Source organism: Pseudomonas fluorescens, assembly GCF_003732425.1.
GTDB classification, from domain to species: Bacteria; Pseudomonadota; Gammaproteobacteria; order Pseudomonadales; family Pseudomonadaceae; genus Aquipseudomonas; species Aquipseudomonas fluorescens_BE.
The window spans coordinates 477,703-492,790 of the sequence record NZ_MOBX01000015.1; the positions used below are offsets into that span (position 1 = coordinate 477,703).

Below are 15,088 nucleotides of genomic sequence, written 5' to 3' on the forward strand. Positions count from 1 at the left end.
AAAACGGTGCACCGACCAAGCGCACCGTAAAGCCGTAGAACACACAACGAAGTGTCTGGTAACAATCAGTCCAGCAGCGCCAGTGCCTCAGCGGTGCATTCCTGAATACGGGCCCAGTCGCCGTTCTTGATCCACTCCGGATCAAGCATCCAGCTACCGCCCACGCACATGACATTTTTCAGCGCCATGTAGCTCTTGATATTGGCCGGGCCGACGCCGCCAGTCGGGCAGAATTTCACTTCGCCGAACGGACCGCCGAGGGCTTTGATTGCCGCCACGCCACCGCTGACTTCAGCCGGGAACAGCTTGAAGCGGCGATAACCCAGACCGTAGCCTTCCATGATGCCGGAGGCGTTGCTGATGCCCGGCAACAGCGGAATCGGGCTGTCGACACTGGCTTCGAGCAGGTCACGGGTGATGCCCGGCGTGACGATGAACTGCGAGCCAGCGGCTTCGGCTGCCGCGAGCATGTTGCGATCGAGCACGGTGCCGGCACCGGTCATCAGTTCCGGGCGCTGGTCGCGCAGGATCTGGATGGCCTTGAGACCGAACTGCGAACGCAGAGTCACTTCCAGCGCGGTCAGGCCACCGGCAGCCAGAGCGTCGGCCAGGGGCAGCACGTCCTGTTCGCGAGCGATGGTGATCACCGGCAGGATCCGCGCCTTGGCGCAGAGGCTGTCGATCAGGGCAACTTTGTCCGCCATGGAAACGGTCGGGGATGGGGTTGTCATAGCGGCTGTTCCTTGGCTCATGGGCACCAGTAAATCTCTAACGTAGGTTGCAGAAACGCGCGCACCGGCATGGCGGCGACGTCGTCGGATGCCAGTGCGGCATTCAGGGTGGTCAGTTTCGACTGACCGGAAATCGACAGAATCTTGTGTTTCGCCGAGGCCAGCAGCGCACGGCTCATGCTCAGGCGCTGACGCGGCACGCTCGGCGCCAGCATCGGCCAGCAACGGCGGGTGCCATCGGCCTGCAACGCTTCGGCGAGGTTCGGGCTGTCGGGGAACAGCGACGCGGTGTGGCCGTCATCACCCATGCCCAGCACCAGCACATCAATCGGCGGCAATTCGGCGAGCAAGCGATCGGCCTGCTCGGCAGCCTGCTCGACGTTGGCCGCCGCGCTATAAAGGCTGAGGAACTGTGCCTTGGCCGCCGGGCCTTTGAGCAGGTATTGCTTGAGCAGACCGGCATTGCTGTCGGCGTGCTCAACCGGCACCCAGCGTTCGTCGGCGAGGGTCACGACGACCTTCGACCAGTCCAGTTCCTGCTTGGCCAGGTGCTGGAAAAACGCCACCGGACTGCGACCACCAGACACCACCAGCACCGCGTTGCCGCGTGCAGCAATGGCATCGCTCAATTGTTTGGCGACGTTCAGCGCCAGACCTTCAGCCAAGAGCACCGGGCTCTTGAATTCGTGGGCATTCACGCCCGCAGGCAGTTGCACATCAGATATCGCCATACCACGACCTCCCGTCCCGCGTGATCAATGCAATGGAGCTCATCGGCCCCCACGACCCGGCCGCATAAGGCTTGGGCGCGTCACCGGATTTTTTCCACCCGGCGATCAGCTGGTCACACCACTTCCACGCGGCTTCGATTTCATCTTTACGGACAAACAGGTTCTGATTGCCGTTCATCACTTCCAGCAACAACCGCTCGTAGGCATCGGGGATCCGCGCGCTACGCCAGGTGTCGGAGAAATTCAGTTGCAGCGGGCCGCTGCGCAGTTGCATGCCTTTGTCCAGGCCCTGCTCTTTGGTCATCACGCGCAAGGAAATACCTTCGTCCGGCTGCAGGCGGATGATCAGTTTGTTGCTGATCTGCAAGCGTTGTTCCGGCGCGAAAATGTAGTGCGACGGTTCCTTGAAGTGGATGACGATCTGCGACAGCTTCTGCGGCATACGCTTGCCGGTGCGCAGGTAGAACGGCACGCCGGCCCAGCGCCAGTTGCGGATATCGGCACGCAGAGCGACGAAGGTTTCGGTGTCGCTCTGGGTGTTGGAATTCGGTTCTTCGAGGTAACCCGGTACGGACTTGCCTTCGCTGTGGCCGGCGATGTACTGGCCGCGCACGACCTGAGTGGTCAGGCCTTCCGGGCTGATCGGCGCCAGGGCCTTGAGCACTTTTACTTTCTCGTCACGGATGCTGTCGGCGGACAGGTCAGCCGGCGGGTCCATGGCGATCAGGCAGAGCAGCTGCAACAGGTGATTCTGAATCATGTCGCGCAGTTGGCCAGCCTTGTCGAAGTAGCCCCAACGACCTTCGATGCCGACCTTCTCGGCCACGGTGATTTCCACGTGGGAGATGTAATTCTGGTTCCACTGGGTTTCGAACAGGCTGTTGGCGAAACGCAGGGCGATCAGGTTCTGAACGGTTTCTTTGCCCAGGTAATGGTCGATGCGGTAGGTGCGGTTCTCCGGGAAGAACTGCGCTACGGCGTCGTTTACTTTGCGCGAGGACTCGAGGTCGGAGCCGATCGGTTTTTCCAGGACCACGCGGGTGTTTTCGGCCAGACCGACTTTCGCCAGGTTCTCGCAGATCGCGCCATACACCGCAGCCGGCGTGGCGAAGTAGGCAATCATGCGTTGCGTGCTGCCGGCCAGTTCAGCCAGCGCCACGTAATCTTCAGCTTTGAGGAAGTCGACGTGCAGGTAGGTCAGGCGTGCGAGAAAACGCTCGGCGACGGCTTCGTTCAGCTCTTTGCCGACGTAGCGGCGCAATTCGGCGGCGATAAACGCCAGGTGTTGCTGCTCGCTGCCGGCTTCACGGGCCAACGCGATGATGCGCGTGTCCTCGTGCAACAGATCGGCGCCATCGAGGTGATAAAGGGCAGGAAACAGCTTGCGCAGGGCCAGATCGCCAAGCGCGCCGAACAAGGCAAAGGTGCACGGTTCAACCGTAATCGAAGGCATGATGTTTGTTCTTTTATCAAGTTAAGCTACAAATACCTTTTTTCAAGGCATCACTCAAGGGAAAATGTAGTAATAACCACAACATTTTCGCAAAATACAGATTCCGAGTGGTGGTCGGTCGGAGCCATCAGTAGGATAGGCCACCGTTACGGGCCATATCAAAGGCCCAATTTGCATAGCCCGGCGCACCTTTGCGTCGGTGAATCAGGAATTCCATATGGACCGCGTGCGAAATTTACTGGAACAGATCCAGAGTCGCCTTGAAGAGCTGAACAAGGCCGAACGTAAGGTCGCCGAGGTGATCCTGCTCAACCCGCAGCAGGCCACCCGCTTCAGCATCGCCGCCCTCGCCCAGGCGGCTTCGGTGAGCGAACCGACGGTCAACCGTTTCTGCCGCTCGTTCGGTGTCAGCGGCTATCCCGAACTCAAGCTGCAACTGGCCCAGAGCCTGGCCAGCGGTGCGGCGTATGTCAGCCGCGCGGTCGAGGCTGACGACAATCCCGAGGCGTACACGCAGAAGATTTTCGGCAGCGCCATCGCTTCGCTGGACAGTGCGTGTCAGGCGCTGGACCCGAACCTGATCAGCCGCGCTGTCGACCTGTTGATTCAGGCGCGGCAGATCCACTTCTTCGGTCTCGGCGCTTCGGCACCGGTGGCTTTGGATGCGCAGCACAAGTTCTTCCGCTTCAACCTCGCCGTCACCGCGCACGCCGATGTGCTGATGCAGCGGATGATTGCGTCGGTGGCGCACACCGGTGAGTTGTTCGTGATCATTTCCTACACCGGTCGCACCCGTGAGCTGGTCGAGGTGGCGCGCATTGCTCGCGAGAACGGCGCTTCGGTGTTGGGTTTGACGGCGGAGAATTCACCGCTGGCCAAGGCGAGTACGCTGAGCCTGAATATTCCGTTGCCGGAAGACACCGACATTTATATGCCGATGACTTCGCGGATCATTCAGCTGACGGTGCTGGATGTGTTGGCGACCGGGATGACGTTGCGTCGTGGCGTGGATTTCCAGCCGCATCTGCGCAAGATCAAAGAGAGCTTGAATGCCAGCCGGTATCCGGTTGGGGATGAATTTAACTAAAGATCAAAAGCCCCTCACCCCAGCCCTCTCCCGTAGGGAGAGGGAGCCGACCGAGGTGAATAACGCTATACATCGACCTGAAACACCGAGTCGATTATGGATTCAACGTCATTCGTTCAGGTCGGTGAATCTCTCGAACATCCCCCATTCGGTCCCCTCTCCCCCCGGGAGCGGGCTAGGGTGAGGGGCTACGATATGTCTGACACACTCAAGCAGCCGCCCACGCCTGCAAACTCAGATGCGCCTTCTCCCCCGGCGCCAGGTGCAGGCTGTCGGTGCCACCCGCCGCCGCTTCCACGCAGACAAACTCCGAAATCTCGTCCCACGTCACGCCCAACAACGGCCGCGCCCCGGGATGCCACACCACCGTGTCGGCACTGTCACCGGTATCAATGCACAACTCGCGCTGCCAAGCGTGATCTTTCAACTGCAATTCGCCGTCATGCTGGAACACCCGCTGACAGCCGCCATCGACCCGCAACTCGCCTTCCTGCTGGCAAATCTGCCGGTTCAACTGGTCATAACCCTGCGCGCCTTCAAGCCCAGACAGCGCTATCTCACCGACATCGCCAATACGCCAGTAAGCATGCAAAGCCTGGCTCAACTGGCACGGCATGTCGTCCTGATGCTCGGTACTCAGGCGTAATTCCATGCGTTCGCCCAGATGCGCATGCAGGTCAACCTGCCAGTCGCATAGCTGCAATTGCCAGTGCAGGCGCACGCCATCTTCGGCGGTGCTGCTGTCGAGCAGCTTCCAGTCGAGCAGTCGCGCCCACCCATGCGATGGCCAGGCGTTTTCGCTTGGATGACGGCCATACCATGGCCAGCACACCGGCACGCCACCCCGGATGGCGCCAACATGCGGCCACTTCGCCGCACACCACAACCACGGTTTTTGCCCTCGCGGCTGAAAGTGCAGCAACTGCGCGCCCTGACGACTGAACACCGCCTGACACAGCGGATGATCGATCACCAACACGTCGCGCATCTGATAGCGCTCCCAGGCGAACACCGGTTGCTCGCGCAGGGACTTGAAGAAGCGTTGTAGCGGATGCTCATGCATTTGCCACGGTTCCGAATTCATCTGTTACGGGCTGCGCCAGCCCTCAAAAAAAAGCGGACAGCCTTGGCTGTCCGCAAATATGCGCACATAGAGAGGAGCTTATCGCAGACGCGTCAGAACGTAGACTGAATTTTCAGACCCGCGACCAATGCGTTGTCCACTTCATCCACACCACCCGGGTGAGTGATGTACTGCAGGTTAGGACGTACGGTCAGCCAGTTGGTGACGTGGAAGCCGTAGTTGATCTCGTAGTTGTATTCAGTTTCACGAATCGGCGAGAACACCGGGTTGTCGTAATCCGAAACCCCGTTGGAAGCGTTCAGCAGCTCGGCGTTTTTCTTCACGTCATCGTTAACGTGGATACGCGCCGCACCGATACCGACGTCATCCTTCGGACGCGCGTCGAACGGGCCTTTGTAGACAAACATCACCGACTGGTAGTTGTCGATGAAGTTGGTGTCCTTGTCGTGGAACGTGGCGTTGGCGGCGATATTCAGACCGCGAGAAGCATCACCGTTGTGGCTGGTGAGTTGCTGTTGCGCCACGAACCAGTAGCCGCTTTTGCTGCTGTGGGTTTTGTACGCGTCGCCAGTAGTAGCAGCGTCGAAACCGTTGACGTCTTCACGAACGTCGTCGGCATCCGCCGTGCTCTTGTAGTAACCGACGCGGTATTCGCCCGGCAGGCTGTTGACCTTCGGCGACCAGACCAGCTCGACCGGAAGAACGGTACCTTTGGTGCCGCTGCCGCTGAGCTTGAAGCCGTTGCCGTGTTCCAGCTGCGACGGGTTCTGGTTGTACGCACCGATTTGCGCGTAGAGCTCGTCGTTGATGTTGTACTTCACGCGGATCGCGGCCTGGCTGACCGGCCAGTTGTACCAGATGTTGGTTGCCCAGTTACCCACTTGCGAACCGCAGAACGCCAGGTTCTGGAAGTCGCACGGGAAGGTGTTGAAGTCTTCGCCTTCACCGAAGTAACCGGCCTTGACGTCGAGTTTGTTGTCGAAGAACTGGTGCTGAATCCACAACTGGGTCAGACGCACCATGTGGCCACGGCCGTAAACTTCTTGCGAGGAACTGAGAGTGCCGGCACGTGGATCGCCAACGCGGTCGTTGGAGATGTTGTAACCGTTACGGTTGGTCAGCTGGATCTTCGCCTGGGTGTTATCCCAGCCCCACAGCTTTTGCAGATCGAGTGCCACGCCCAGACCGAACTGGTCTGCGTAACGCGCGGTCTTGTCGTCGTTGTAGCCACCGTTCAGGTTGCCACCGACTTCCCCAACGTAGTCAGCCTTGATGTCGATACCCTGCTCGATCAGCTTGGTACGCTCGCCACCCCAGTCGCCGGTCATCCATTTCGAATCGGAACTGAAGGCATCCGCTGCCATGGCGTTACCGGCCAGCACCAAGGCCGCCGCAGCCGACACTTGGCAGATCAACCGAGCATTGACGTGTTGCTTTTTCATCCCTACATCCTCGTCTTTATTGTTATTAACTGTTTTTATCTAACGCGGTTTACATAAAGTGCGATGGATAACAGGCCATCCACCGCGTGCTCCTTTTTAGAATCCGATCCCTGTGGGAGCTGGCCTGCCGGCGATTGCATCGACTCGGTTCGACGACAAACCGAGTTGCCTGCATCGCTGGCAGGCCAGCTCCCACATGACCGCATTCCAGCATTGATCTGTTTACCGGCCTTTGAATTGCGCCACGTTCGCAGACCGCGCTTCGGTCTGCGCCTGGCCCGCAACGCCCAGACGCTCGCCCGTGTTGGCATCGAACAACAGCACTTTCGACGGATCGAATTGCAGCGTCAGGTTCTCGCCCACCTGCGGTGCCACGTCCGGCGCCAAGCGGCAGCAGACTTTGGTTTCATTGAGGTTGACGAACACCAGGGTGTCCGGACCGGTCGGCTCGGTGACTTGCACTTCGGCGCGAATGCTTGGCAGGCCATTGCCCTCGCCGTTGGCTAGTACGATCTGTTCCGGGCGCAGGCCGAGGATCACTTCGCGATCTTCAAGCCCGGCGTCCTGCATGCTCATCGGCAACTCGCAGCGAGCCTGGCCGCTGTCGAGCAGCGCCAGCAGACGGCCGTCCTTGCGCTGCAGGCGCAGCGGGATGAAGTTCATCGGCGGCGAACCGATGAAGCTCGCCACGAACAGGTTGGCCGGGTCGTTGTAGATCTCTTTCGGCGTGCCGAACTGCTGGATGATGCCGTCCTTCATCACCGCAACCTTGTCGCCCAGGGTCATCGCTTCGATCTGGTCGTGGGTCACGTAGACCGTGGTGGTCTTCAGGCGCTGGTGCATCAGTTTCATTTCGGTGCGCATCTCGACGCGCAGCTTGGCGTCGAGGTTGGACAGCGGTTCGTCGAACAGATAAATCTTCGGCCGCCGTGCCAGGGCACGGCCCATTGCCACACGCTGTTGCTGACCACCGGAGAGCTGACCCGGCTTGCGGTTCAGCAGGTGTTCGATCTGCAGCAGCTTGGCCACACGCGCGACTTCTTCATCGATCGCCGACTGCGGCATCTTGCGGATCTTCAGACCGAATTCAATGTTCTCGCGCACGCTCATGGTCGGGTACAGCGCGTAGGACTGGAACACCATGGCGATGTCACGATCCTTCGGGCTCATGCCGCTGACGTCCTGATCACCGATCATGATCGCGCCGCCGGTGATGGTTTCCAGACCGGCGATGCAGTTCATCAGGGTCGACTTGCCGCAGCCCGACGGGCCGACCAGGATCAGGAACTCACCGTCCTTGATCGACAGTTCGATGTTCTTCAAGGTGTCCGGCAGGCCGGCACCGTAGGTCTTGTTGACGTTGCGAAGTTCGAGCGTTGCCATGATTACCCCTTGACTGCGCCGGCTGTCAGCCCGCGCACGAAATACTTGCCTGCGACCACATAGACCAGCAGGGTCGGCAGGCCGGCGATCATCGCCGCTGCCATATCAACGTTGTATTCCTTGGCGCCGGTGCTGGTGTTGACCAGGTTGTTCAGCGCCACCGTGATCGGTTGCGAATCACCGCTGGAGAACACCACACCGAACAGGAAGTCGTTCCAGATCTGGGTGAACTGCCAGATCAGGCAAACCATGATGATCGGCGTCGACATCGGCAGAATGATGCGGCGGAAAATCGTGAAGAAACCCGCGCCGTCCAGGCGTGCAGCTTTCACCAGCGCATCCGGAATGCTCACGTAGTAGTTACGGAAGAACAGCGTGGTGAACGCCAGACCGTAAACCACGTGGACAAACACCAGACCAGTAGTGGTGCTCGCCAGGCCCATCTTGCCGAGGGTGAACGAGGCCGGCAGCAGCACGGTCTGGAACGGCAGGAAGCAACCGAACAACAGCAGGCCGAAGAACAGCTGCGAACCGCGGAAGCGCCACATCGACAACACGTAACCGTTCAATGCACCAATCGCGGTGGAGATGATCACCGCCGGAACAGTGATTTTGATCGAGTTCCAGAAGTACCCATCAACCGTGGCCCAGGCCTTGACCCAGCCGATGCCGCTGACCACGGTCGGCCAGCTCAACAGGTTGCCGGTGCTGATGTCTTCCGGGGTCTTGAAGCTGGTCAGCAACATGACCACCAGCGGCACCAGATAAAGCAGTACGGCGAGGATCAGCACCGCGTAGATCGCGATGCGACTCAGGCTGATGGCAGGTTTGGCAGCGAGACTAGTCATGACGCTTGGTCCTCAGCTCGGAGTACAGGTAAGGCACGATGATCGCGAGGATCGCACCGAGCATCAGAATCGCACTGGCCGAGCCCATGCCCATCTGGCCGCGACTGAAGGTGAAGGAATACATGAACATCGCTGGCAGGTCGGAGGAATAACCCGGGCCACCGGCGGTCATTGCCGCGACGAGGTCGAAGCTCTTGATCGCGATGTGCGCCAGAATCATTACCGCACTGAAGAACACCGGGCGCAGGCTTGGCAGCACCACTTTCCAGTAGATCGTCGGCATGCTCGCGCCGTCGATTTGCGCGGCACGGATGATCGATTGATCGACGCCACGCAGGCCGGCGAGGAACATCGCCATGATAAAGCCAGAGGCTTGCCACACTGCGGCGATCACCAGGCAATAGACCACGCGATCCGGGTCGATCAGCCAGTCGAGACGGAAGCCTTCCCAGCCCCAGTCACGCAACAATTTGTCCAGGCCCATGCCCGGGTTGAGCAGCCATTTCCACGCAGTACCGGTGACGATCATCGAGAGCGCCATCGGGTACAGGTAAATGGTGCGGATAAAGCCTTCGCGACGAATACGCTGGTCGAGGAACACCGCCAGCAACACACCGATCACCAAGGTGATACCGATGAACATACAGCCGAACACCGCGAGATTTTTGCTCGCGACCCACCAGCGATCGTTGTCGAACAACCGCGCGTATTGCGCCAGACCGGCCCACTTGTAGTTGGGCAGGAATGTCGAGGTGGTGAACGACAGAATGAACGTCCACAGGATGTAGCCATAGAAGCCCACCAGCACGATGAACATGCTCGGCGCCAGCACCAGTTTTGGCAGCCAGCGTTGCAATGCATCGAACGGCGAGGCCTTGCTGAACACAGCAACAGAACTCATGGGGAAATCCAGAACAGGGAATTAGGGTTGCAAACGGCCCTGTGGGAGCCAGCCTGCTGGCGATTGCGGTGTGTCAGCCGACGGATGTAGCAACTGACACAACGCCTTCGCGAGCAGGCTCGCTCCTACAGGGTCCAAGGATTACTTGGACGACTTGATCGCTGCGCCAAGTTTCTTGGCGGTGTCGGCCGGGTCGGCTTTCGGGTCGTTGATGTAGTTGGTCACGACATCAAAGAACGCGCCTTGCACCGCCAGCGTGGTCGCCATGTTGTGCGCCATGCTTGGCTGCAGGCCGCCGGACTTGGCGTCCGCCAGGAAGTCCTTGGCAGCGGTCTGCGCGCAGGAGTCGAAACCGAGCTTGTCCATGTTGTTCAACATGTCGTTGCGAACCGGGATCGAGCCTTTGTTGATGCTGAAGACTTTCTGGAAGTTTTCACCCAGCACGACTTTGGCGATGTCCTGCTGACCGGCCGCAGTGCCTGCGTCCTTCTGCTTGAACACGGCCAGCGAGTCGATGTTGTAGGTGAACGCCTTGTCGGTGCCCGGGAAGGCTACGCACTCGTAATCCTTGCCGGCGACTTTCTTCGCGGCGGTCCATTCGGACTTGGCCCAGTCACCCATGATCTGCATGCCGGCCTTGCCGTTGATGACCTTGGCCGCTTCGAGGTTCCAGTCCTGGCCCTTGCCGTCTGCGTCCATGTAGGTCGCGACTTTCTTCAGCTCGGTCAGCGCCTTGACCATTTCCGGGCCGGTCAGCGCGGCATTGTCCAGGTCAACCAGGGCTTTCTTGTAACCATCGACACCCATGACCGAGAGCACCACGGCTTCGAACACGGTGCTGTCCTGCCAAGGCTGACCGCCGTGAGCCAGCGGAATGAAGCCCGCAGCCTTGAGCTTGTCGCCCGCAGCATAGAATTCTTCGAGGGTGGTCGGGTTCTTGGTGATACCGGCTTTCTTGAACACTTCCGGGTTGATCCACAGCCAGTTCACACGGTGAATGTTCACCGGCACGGCCACGTAATCACCGTCGTACTTCACGGTATCGGAGACTTTCTTGTCGAGCAGGCTGTCCCACTTTTCCGACTTGGCGACGTCTTTCAATACGTCGGTGTCGAGCAGGCCGGTCGACGCCCATTCCTGGATGTCCGGGCCTTTGATCTGGGCTACGCCAGGCGGGTTGCCGGCGACTGCGCGGCTTTTCAGCACGGTCATGGCAGTCGCACCGCCACCACCGGCGACAGCGCCGTCTTTCCAGGTGAAACCGTCTTTTTCGACTTGCGCCTTGAGCACATCAACAGCAGCTTTTTCGCCACCGGATGTCCACCAGTGCACGACTTCGACCGAACCTTTGGATTCGGCAGCGGAAACACTGAGAGGCAGAATTGCGAGCGGGAACAGGGAGGCGACAGAAATGACAGTAGCGAGGCGAGAAATCGCATTCATCTGAGATGTACCTTTCTTGTTGTTATGCATTGCAAGTCTGGTGCTTGCGCTGCACAGGAGTTTAAACAGGACGATTCCCCTCACAGGTAACGAAGGGACGCGCGAATGTCACCACATGGTTACACAGGAATGCTCTGGGACAACTGCGCCAAAGCAGTCGCCATGCTCGGCGACAAGGGTAGACGAGGGATCAGCACCGCCTGCCAGGCGTGATACAGATCGGGTTTGCCCGGCCAGATATCGGCGCTGGGAACGTTTTGCGGATTGAGTTCGTGGTGCCAACTGCCGTCGCATCGATCGATGAAATTCACTTCGCAGAATTCCCAGAACAGTCGGTACCAGGTCTCGTATTGCGCATCACCGGTGCGTTTGAGCAAGGCACTGGCGGCGGCGCTGGCCTCGGCGTGCGTCCAGTGCAGACGATGGCGGACCACGGATTTATTGTTCCAGTCGAGGGTGTAGACGATGCCCGGCGCGCCATCGACGTCCCAGCCGTGACGGCAGTTGTTCTCGAACAGTTTTGCCGCATCAGTGGCGAGCCAACCGGGTGTGAGCATGCCAGCCTGCACCCGCGCAGCTTCGAGGTGCAGCAGCAGCCGCGCCCACTCGAAACCGTGGCCCGGCGTGGTGCCGTAAGGGCGGAAACCATCGGCGGGATTGTCCTGGTTGTATTCGCGCAGCGGTTGCCAGTCGCGGTCGAAATGCTCGATGACCATGTAACCGTTGCCGGCCGCATGCCCGTGGATCACCCGCTCGACGATGCGTTGCGCGCGCACCAGCCAGCGCGGATCTTCGGTGACATCGGCCAGCGCGAGAAACGCTTCGGTCGCGTGCATGTTGCTGTTGGCGCCGCGATAGGCTTCCTCTTCGCTCCAGTCGCGATTGAAGAATTCGCGCATGGCGCCCTCTTCTTCGCTCCAGAAATACGTGTCGATGATGTCGATGGCGTCATCCAGCAGCGCTTGGGCGCCGGGACGTTGTGCGACCACCGCAGAGCTGGCCGCAAGCGCAACGAAAGCATGCAGATAGGCGTTTTTGCCGGTGTTGTCATCGCGGTGTTCGGCGACCGCAAACCAGCCGCCGTGCAGGGCGTCACGCAACGGCCCGCGCAGGGCGGCGATGCCGTGATCGACCAGCTCGGCAAAACCCGGCAGGCCCTGAATGTGGGCCATGGCGAAGCTGTGGGTCATGCGTGCGGTGTTCATGGTTTCGGCTTGTGCGTTCGCTGGCAGACGGCCGCGTTCGTCGAGGTTGCCGAAGCCTTCGGGCAGTTTTGATGCCTTGGCGAATTCCAGCAGGCGCAGGCCTTCGGCGGCGAGCCATTGCTGATGGGCAGGGGCGTTCAGCCAACTGCTGAAGCCTGGGTGAAAGGTGTCCATGGAGTGGCCCTTTTTTGTTGTTATGACTGCGGGCAGTCTAAACAACAGGCCGGGATGGTCTTGTAACGAAGGGGGCGGGTTTTGTCACCAAGCCGTGACATACAAAGCTCTGGAGTGAAACCTGTGGCGAGGGAGCTTGCTCCCGTTGTGGCGCGAAGCGGCAGCAAAAAAGAAGGCCTGCTGCGCAGTCCAGCGGGAGCAAGCTCCCTCGCCACAGGGGTGGTGTCAATCAGCACTGCGCGGCAGTTGCAGGGTCACTCGCAAGCCACCCTCACGCAAATTCTGCAACGTCACCTCGCCGCCATGGCTGTGGGCAATGTTGCGTGCGATGCCCAAACCCAGACCATAGCCCTGCTGCTGTCCCGCCAGACGAAAGTGCGGCTCGAACACCTGCTCCAGCCGCTGCTCCGGGACGCCTGGCCCTTCATCGTCGACGTGCAGAACAAACGCGCGCTCATCATCGTCGATGTGCAAGTGCGCGTTCTGCCCGTACTTCAACGCGTTGTCGATCAGGTTACCGATGCAGCGTTTCAACGCCAGCGGCTTGCCCGGATAAGCCGCCAGCGCCTTGCCTTGCTGAGTCACGCGGCCATTGCCGTTCGGCGCCAGATACGGCTCTACCAGGCAGTCGAGCACATGGTTGAGATCCACCGGTTCGATGTTCTCGTGGATGTCGGTGTCCTTCACGCATTGCAGCGCGCCTTTGACCAGCAACTCCAGTTCATCCAGATCGCGACCGAACTTGCTTTGCAGCGCTTCGTCTTCGAGCAATTCGACGCGCAAACGCAAACGGGTGATCGGCGTGCGCAGGTCATGGGAGATCGCGCTGAACAACTGGCTGCGCTCGGTCAGGTAGCGGCTGATGCGCTCGCGCATGGTGTTGAAGGCGCGGCCCACTTCGACCACTTCGCTGCCGCCGCCCTCGGCCACCGGCTCGACGTCAGCACCCAACGACAGATCCCGCGCGGCGCGCGCCAGACGCTTGAGCGGGCGGCTCTGCCAGTGCACCAGCAGACCGATGAACAGCAGCAGGAATCCGCTGGTGAGGACGATGAACCACACCTGTTGCGACGGCAGACCTTGCTCTTCAAGACTGGTGTACGGCTCGGGCAACAGTGAGGCGATGTACAGCCATTCCCCCGGGGCCATTTGTATCTGCGTGACCAACACCGGCGGATTCACCGGCTCCAGGGTCAGCGCGTAATGCGCCCACGAGCGTGGCAATTCATCGAGTTTCAGCCCGGCGTTGAAGATGCGCAGGTCTTCGGGACTGACAAAGGTCACCGAAATATCCGTGTCATTACCGAGGGTCTGACGCAGCACTTCGTCGACCGCTTTCATCACCGCCGCTTTACGCGGTGTGACCGGTAGCACGTCCATGCCCAGCGGTTTGTCGTTGAGGGTCACGACGAAGCGGGTGCCGCCCATGCTGCGCAATTGATCCAACACCAACGGTCGATAAGCCACCGGCAACGAACGGAAATAACTGACGCTGGCAGTCATCGAATGGGCGAGGCTGCGGGCGCTGGTAACCAGGCCTTCGAGTTGCGTGGCGCGCAGTTGCGAGACCCAGATCACGCTCGATAACGTCTGCGCAAACAGCACCGCCAGCAAGGTCAAAAGCAGCATGCGCCCGAGCAGCGAACGCGGCACCGGCACTTTGGCGGCGAGTCTGCGCAGTGACTCAGTGACCATTGCCGGCAACCACGTTGGCTGCCAGTTGGTAGCCGCTGCCGCGCACGGTGCGGATCAGTCGTGGCGGTTTTTCCGTGTCGCGCAGGCGCTGGCGTAAACGGCTGACGGCCATGTCGACGATGCGATCAAGCGGCATCAGGTCGCGGCCACGGGTGGCGTTGCCAATGGTGTCGCGGTCGAGGATTTCCTGCGGATGATCGAGGAACAGTTTCAGCAGGGCGAAGTCGGCACCGGAGAGAATCACTTCTTCGCCGTCGGTGTGAAACAGGCGATGGCTGACCATGTCCAGGCGCCACTCATCAAAGGCCAGCACGTCGCTGCCACTGCGCTCCTGACCAAATTGCGCACGGCGCAGCAACGCCTTGATGCGCGCTTGCAGTTCGCGGGGGCTGAAGGGTTTGCCGAGGTAATCGTCGGCGCCGAGTTCCAGACCGATCACGCGGTCGGCTTCGTCGGAACTGGCGGTGAGCATGATGATCGGCACCTGCGCCTGACGCGGATGCTGACGCACCCAACGGCAGAGGCTGAAGCCGTCTTCGTCGGGCAGCATGACATCGAGGATCACCAGATCGCTCGGCGCCTCGTTGAGGGCCTGGCGGAAACTGGCACCGTCGGCGGTGGCCCGTACCTGAAACCCGGCACGGGTCAGGTAGGTTTCCAGCAACTCGCGTATTTCCTGGTCGTCATCGACCAACAATATCGACTTGTTGACTGAGCTCACTTCGAAGGCATCCTTGTTGTTGGAATTGGGGCGGATTATGCCTGAGCAAAAACACATCGCGTACGAGCTTTTGTGGCGAGGGAGCTTGCTCCCGCTGGGCTGCGAAGCAGCCCCAATGCGTTGTCAGTGACAATCGCGTTTGCCGAAGTTACGACTGCTGCGCAGCCCAGCGGGAGCAAGCTCCCTCGCC

13 protein-coding genes are annotated in these 15,088 nt (G+C 60.1%); 1 reads left to right on the top strand and 12 read right to left on the bottom strand.

The features are described 5' to 3' along the window. Positions 1–65: 65 nt before the first annotated feature. From BK670_RS24230 to zwf, 3 genes are read right to left on the bottom strand one after another with little or no spacing between them, the layout of a single operon-like run. The gene (locus BK670_RS24230) at positions 66–731 is read right to left on the bottom strand and encodes a bifunctional 4-hydroxy-2-oxoglutarate aldolase/2-dehydro-3-deoxy-phosphogluconate aldolase (protein WP_008082815.1); all 666 of its coding nucleotides are present in this window, start codon (positions 729–731) and stop codon (positions 66–68) included. 17 nt (positions 732–748) lie between these two features. Then, positions 749–1,462, bottom strand: coding sequence for a 6-phosphogluconolactonase (gene pgl, locus BK670_RS24235; RefSeq protein ID WP_123453552.1), 714 nt, complete (start codon positions 1,460–1,462; stop codon positions 749–751). Continuing rightward, positions 1,449–2,915 carry a glucose-6-phosphate dehydrogenase gene (zwf, locus tag BK670_RS24240; RefSeq protein ID WP_122844480.1) on the bottom strand — a complete coding sequence of 489 codons (1,467 nt, stop codon included), beginning with the start codon at positions 2,913–2,915 and terminating at the stop codon, positions 1,449–1,451. Before zwf ends, pgl begins: the two co-directional genes overlap by 14 nt. A 226-nt stretch (positions 2,916–3,141) precedes the next feature. On the opposite strand from zwf, the gene BK670_RS24245 reads away from it, so the two are divergent. Continuing rightward, positions 3,142–4,002 (top strand): MurR/RpiR family transcriptional regulator, encoded by an 861-nt coding sequence (locus BK670_RS24245; RefSeq protein WP_169842436.1) that lies wholly within the window; start codon positions 3,142–3,144, stop codon positions 4,000–4,002. A 208-nt stretch (positions 4,003–4,210) separates the two neighbouring features. Here the strand turns inward: BK670_RS24245 and BK670_RS24250 are convergent, their stop codons facing one another. From BK670_RS24250 to BK670_RS24295, 9 genes are all read right to left on the bottom strand, one after another. Beyond that, on the bottom strand, positions 4,211–5,065 hold the full coding sequence (locus BK670_RS24250; protein ID WP_123453954.1) for a D-hexose-6-phosphate mutarotase: 855 nt from the start codon (positions 5,063–5,065) through the stop codon (positions 4,211–4,213). 113 nt (positions 5,066–5,178) lie between these two features. Beyond that, the gene (locus BK670_RS24255; protein WP_123453554.1) at positions 5,179–6,528 is read right to left on the bottom strand and encodes a carbohydrate porin; all 1,350 of its coding nucleotides are present in this window, start codon (positions 6,526–6,528) and stop codon (positions 5,179–5,181) included. A 222-nt stretch (positions 6,529–6,750) separates the two neighbouring features. Continuing rightward, positions 6,751–7,911: an ABC transporter ATP-binding protein gene (locus tag BK670_RS24260; protein ID WP_123453556.1), complete on the bottom strand. Its 1,161-nt coding sequence runs from the start codon at positions 7,909–7,911 to the stop codon at positions 6,751–6,753. A gap of 2 nt (positions 7,912–7,913) precedes the next feature. Then, complete coding sequence (locus BK670_RS24265) at positions 7,914–8,759, bottom strand: carbohydrate ABC transporter permease (protein WP_123453558.1); 846 nt, start codon at positions 8,757–8,759, stop codon at positions 7,914–7,916. Further along, on the bottom strand, positions 8,752–9,660 hold the full coding sequence (locus BK670_RS24270) for a carbohydrate ABC transporter permease (protein WP_123453560.1): 909 nt from the start codon (positions 9,658–9,660) through the stop codon (positions 8,752–8,754). The genes BK670_RS24265 and BK670_RS24270 overlap by 8 nt, the downstream gene beginning before the upstream one ends. 141 nt (positions 9,661–9,801) lie before the next feature. Further along, positions 9,802–11,103: an ABC transporter substrate-binding protein gene (locus BK670_RS24275; RefSeq protein WP_016983700.1), complete on the bottom strand. Its 1,302-nt coding sequence runs from the start codon at positions 11,101–11,103 to the stop codon at positions 9,802–9,804. A gap of 119 nt (positions 11,104–11,222) precedes the next feature. Next, on the bottom strand, positions 11,223–12,482 hold the full coding sequence (locus BK670_RS24280; protein ID WP_123453562.1) for a D-mannose isomerase: 1,260 nt from the start codon (positions 12,480–12,482) through the stop codon (positions 11,223–11,225). Positions 12,483–12,707: 225 nt separating this feature from the next. After that, on the bottom strand, positions 12,708–14,177 hold the full coding sequence (locus tag BK670_RS24290; RefSeq protein ID WP_123453564.1) for an ATP-binding protein: 1,470 nt from the start codon (positions 14,175–14,177) through the stop codon (positions 12,708–12,710). After that, complete coding sequence (locus BK670_RS24295) at positions 14,167–14,898, bottom strand: response regulator (protein WP_003227460.1); 732 nt, start codon at positions 14,896–14,898, stop codon at positions 14,167–14,169. The genes BK670_RS24290 and BK670_RS24295 overlap by 11 nt, the downstream gene beginning before the upstream one ends. Between the last annotated feature and the right edge of the window lie 190 nt (positions 14,899–15,088).

Coding starts and splice junctions, on each gene's coding strand:
- BK670_RS24250 (WP_123453954.1), bottom strand. CDS start 5,065: ATGCATGAGCATCCGCTACAACGCTTCTTCAAGTCCCTGCGCGAGCAA.
- BK670_RS24270 (WP_123453560.1), bottom strand. CDS start 9,660: ATGAGTTCTGTTGCTGTGTTCAGCAAGGCCTCGCCGTTCGATGCATTG.
- BK670_RS24255 (WP_123453554.1), bottom strand. CDS start 6,528: ATGAAAAAGCAACACGTCAATGCTCGGTTGATCTGCCAAGTGTCGGCT.
- BK670_RS24275 (WP_016983700.1), bottom strand. CDS start 11,103: ATGAATGCGATTTCTCGCCTCGCTACTGTCATTTCTGTCGCCTCCCTG.
- zwf (WP_122844480.1), bottom strand. CDS start 2,915: ATGCCTTCGATTACGGTTGAACCGTGCACCTTTGCCTTGTTCGGCGCG.
- pgl (WP_123453552.1), bottom strand. CDS start 1,462: ATGGCGATATCTGATGTGCAACTGCCTGCGGGCGTGAATGCCCACGAA.
- BK670_RS24265 (WP_123453558.1), bottom strand. CDS start 8,759: ATGACTAGTCTCGCTGCCAAACCTGCCATCAGCCTGAGTCGCATCGCG.
- BK670_RS24290 (WP_123453564.1), bottom strand. CDS start 14,177: ATGGTCACTGAGTCACTGCGCAGACTCGCCGCCAAAGTGCCGGTGCCG.
- BK670_RS24260 (WP_123453556.1), bottom strand. CDS start 7,911: ATGGCAACGCTCGAACTTCGCAACGTCAACAAGACCTACGGTGCCGGC.
- BK670_RS24280 (WP_123453562.1), bottom strand. CDS start 12,482: ATGGACACCTTTCACCCAGGCTTCAGCAGTTGGCTGAACGCCCCTGCC.
- BK670_RS24230 (WP_008082815.1), bottom strand. CDS start 731: ATGACAACCCCATCCCCGACCGTTTCCATGGCGGACAAAGTTGCCCTG.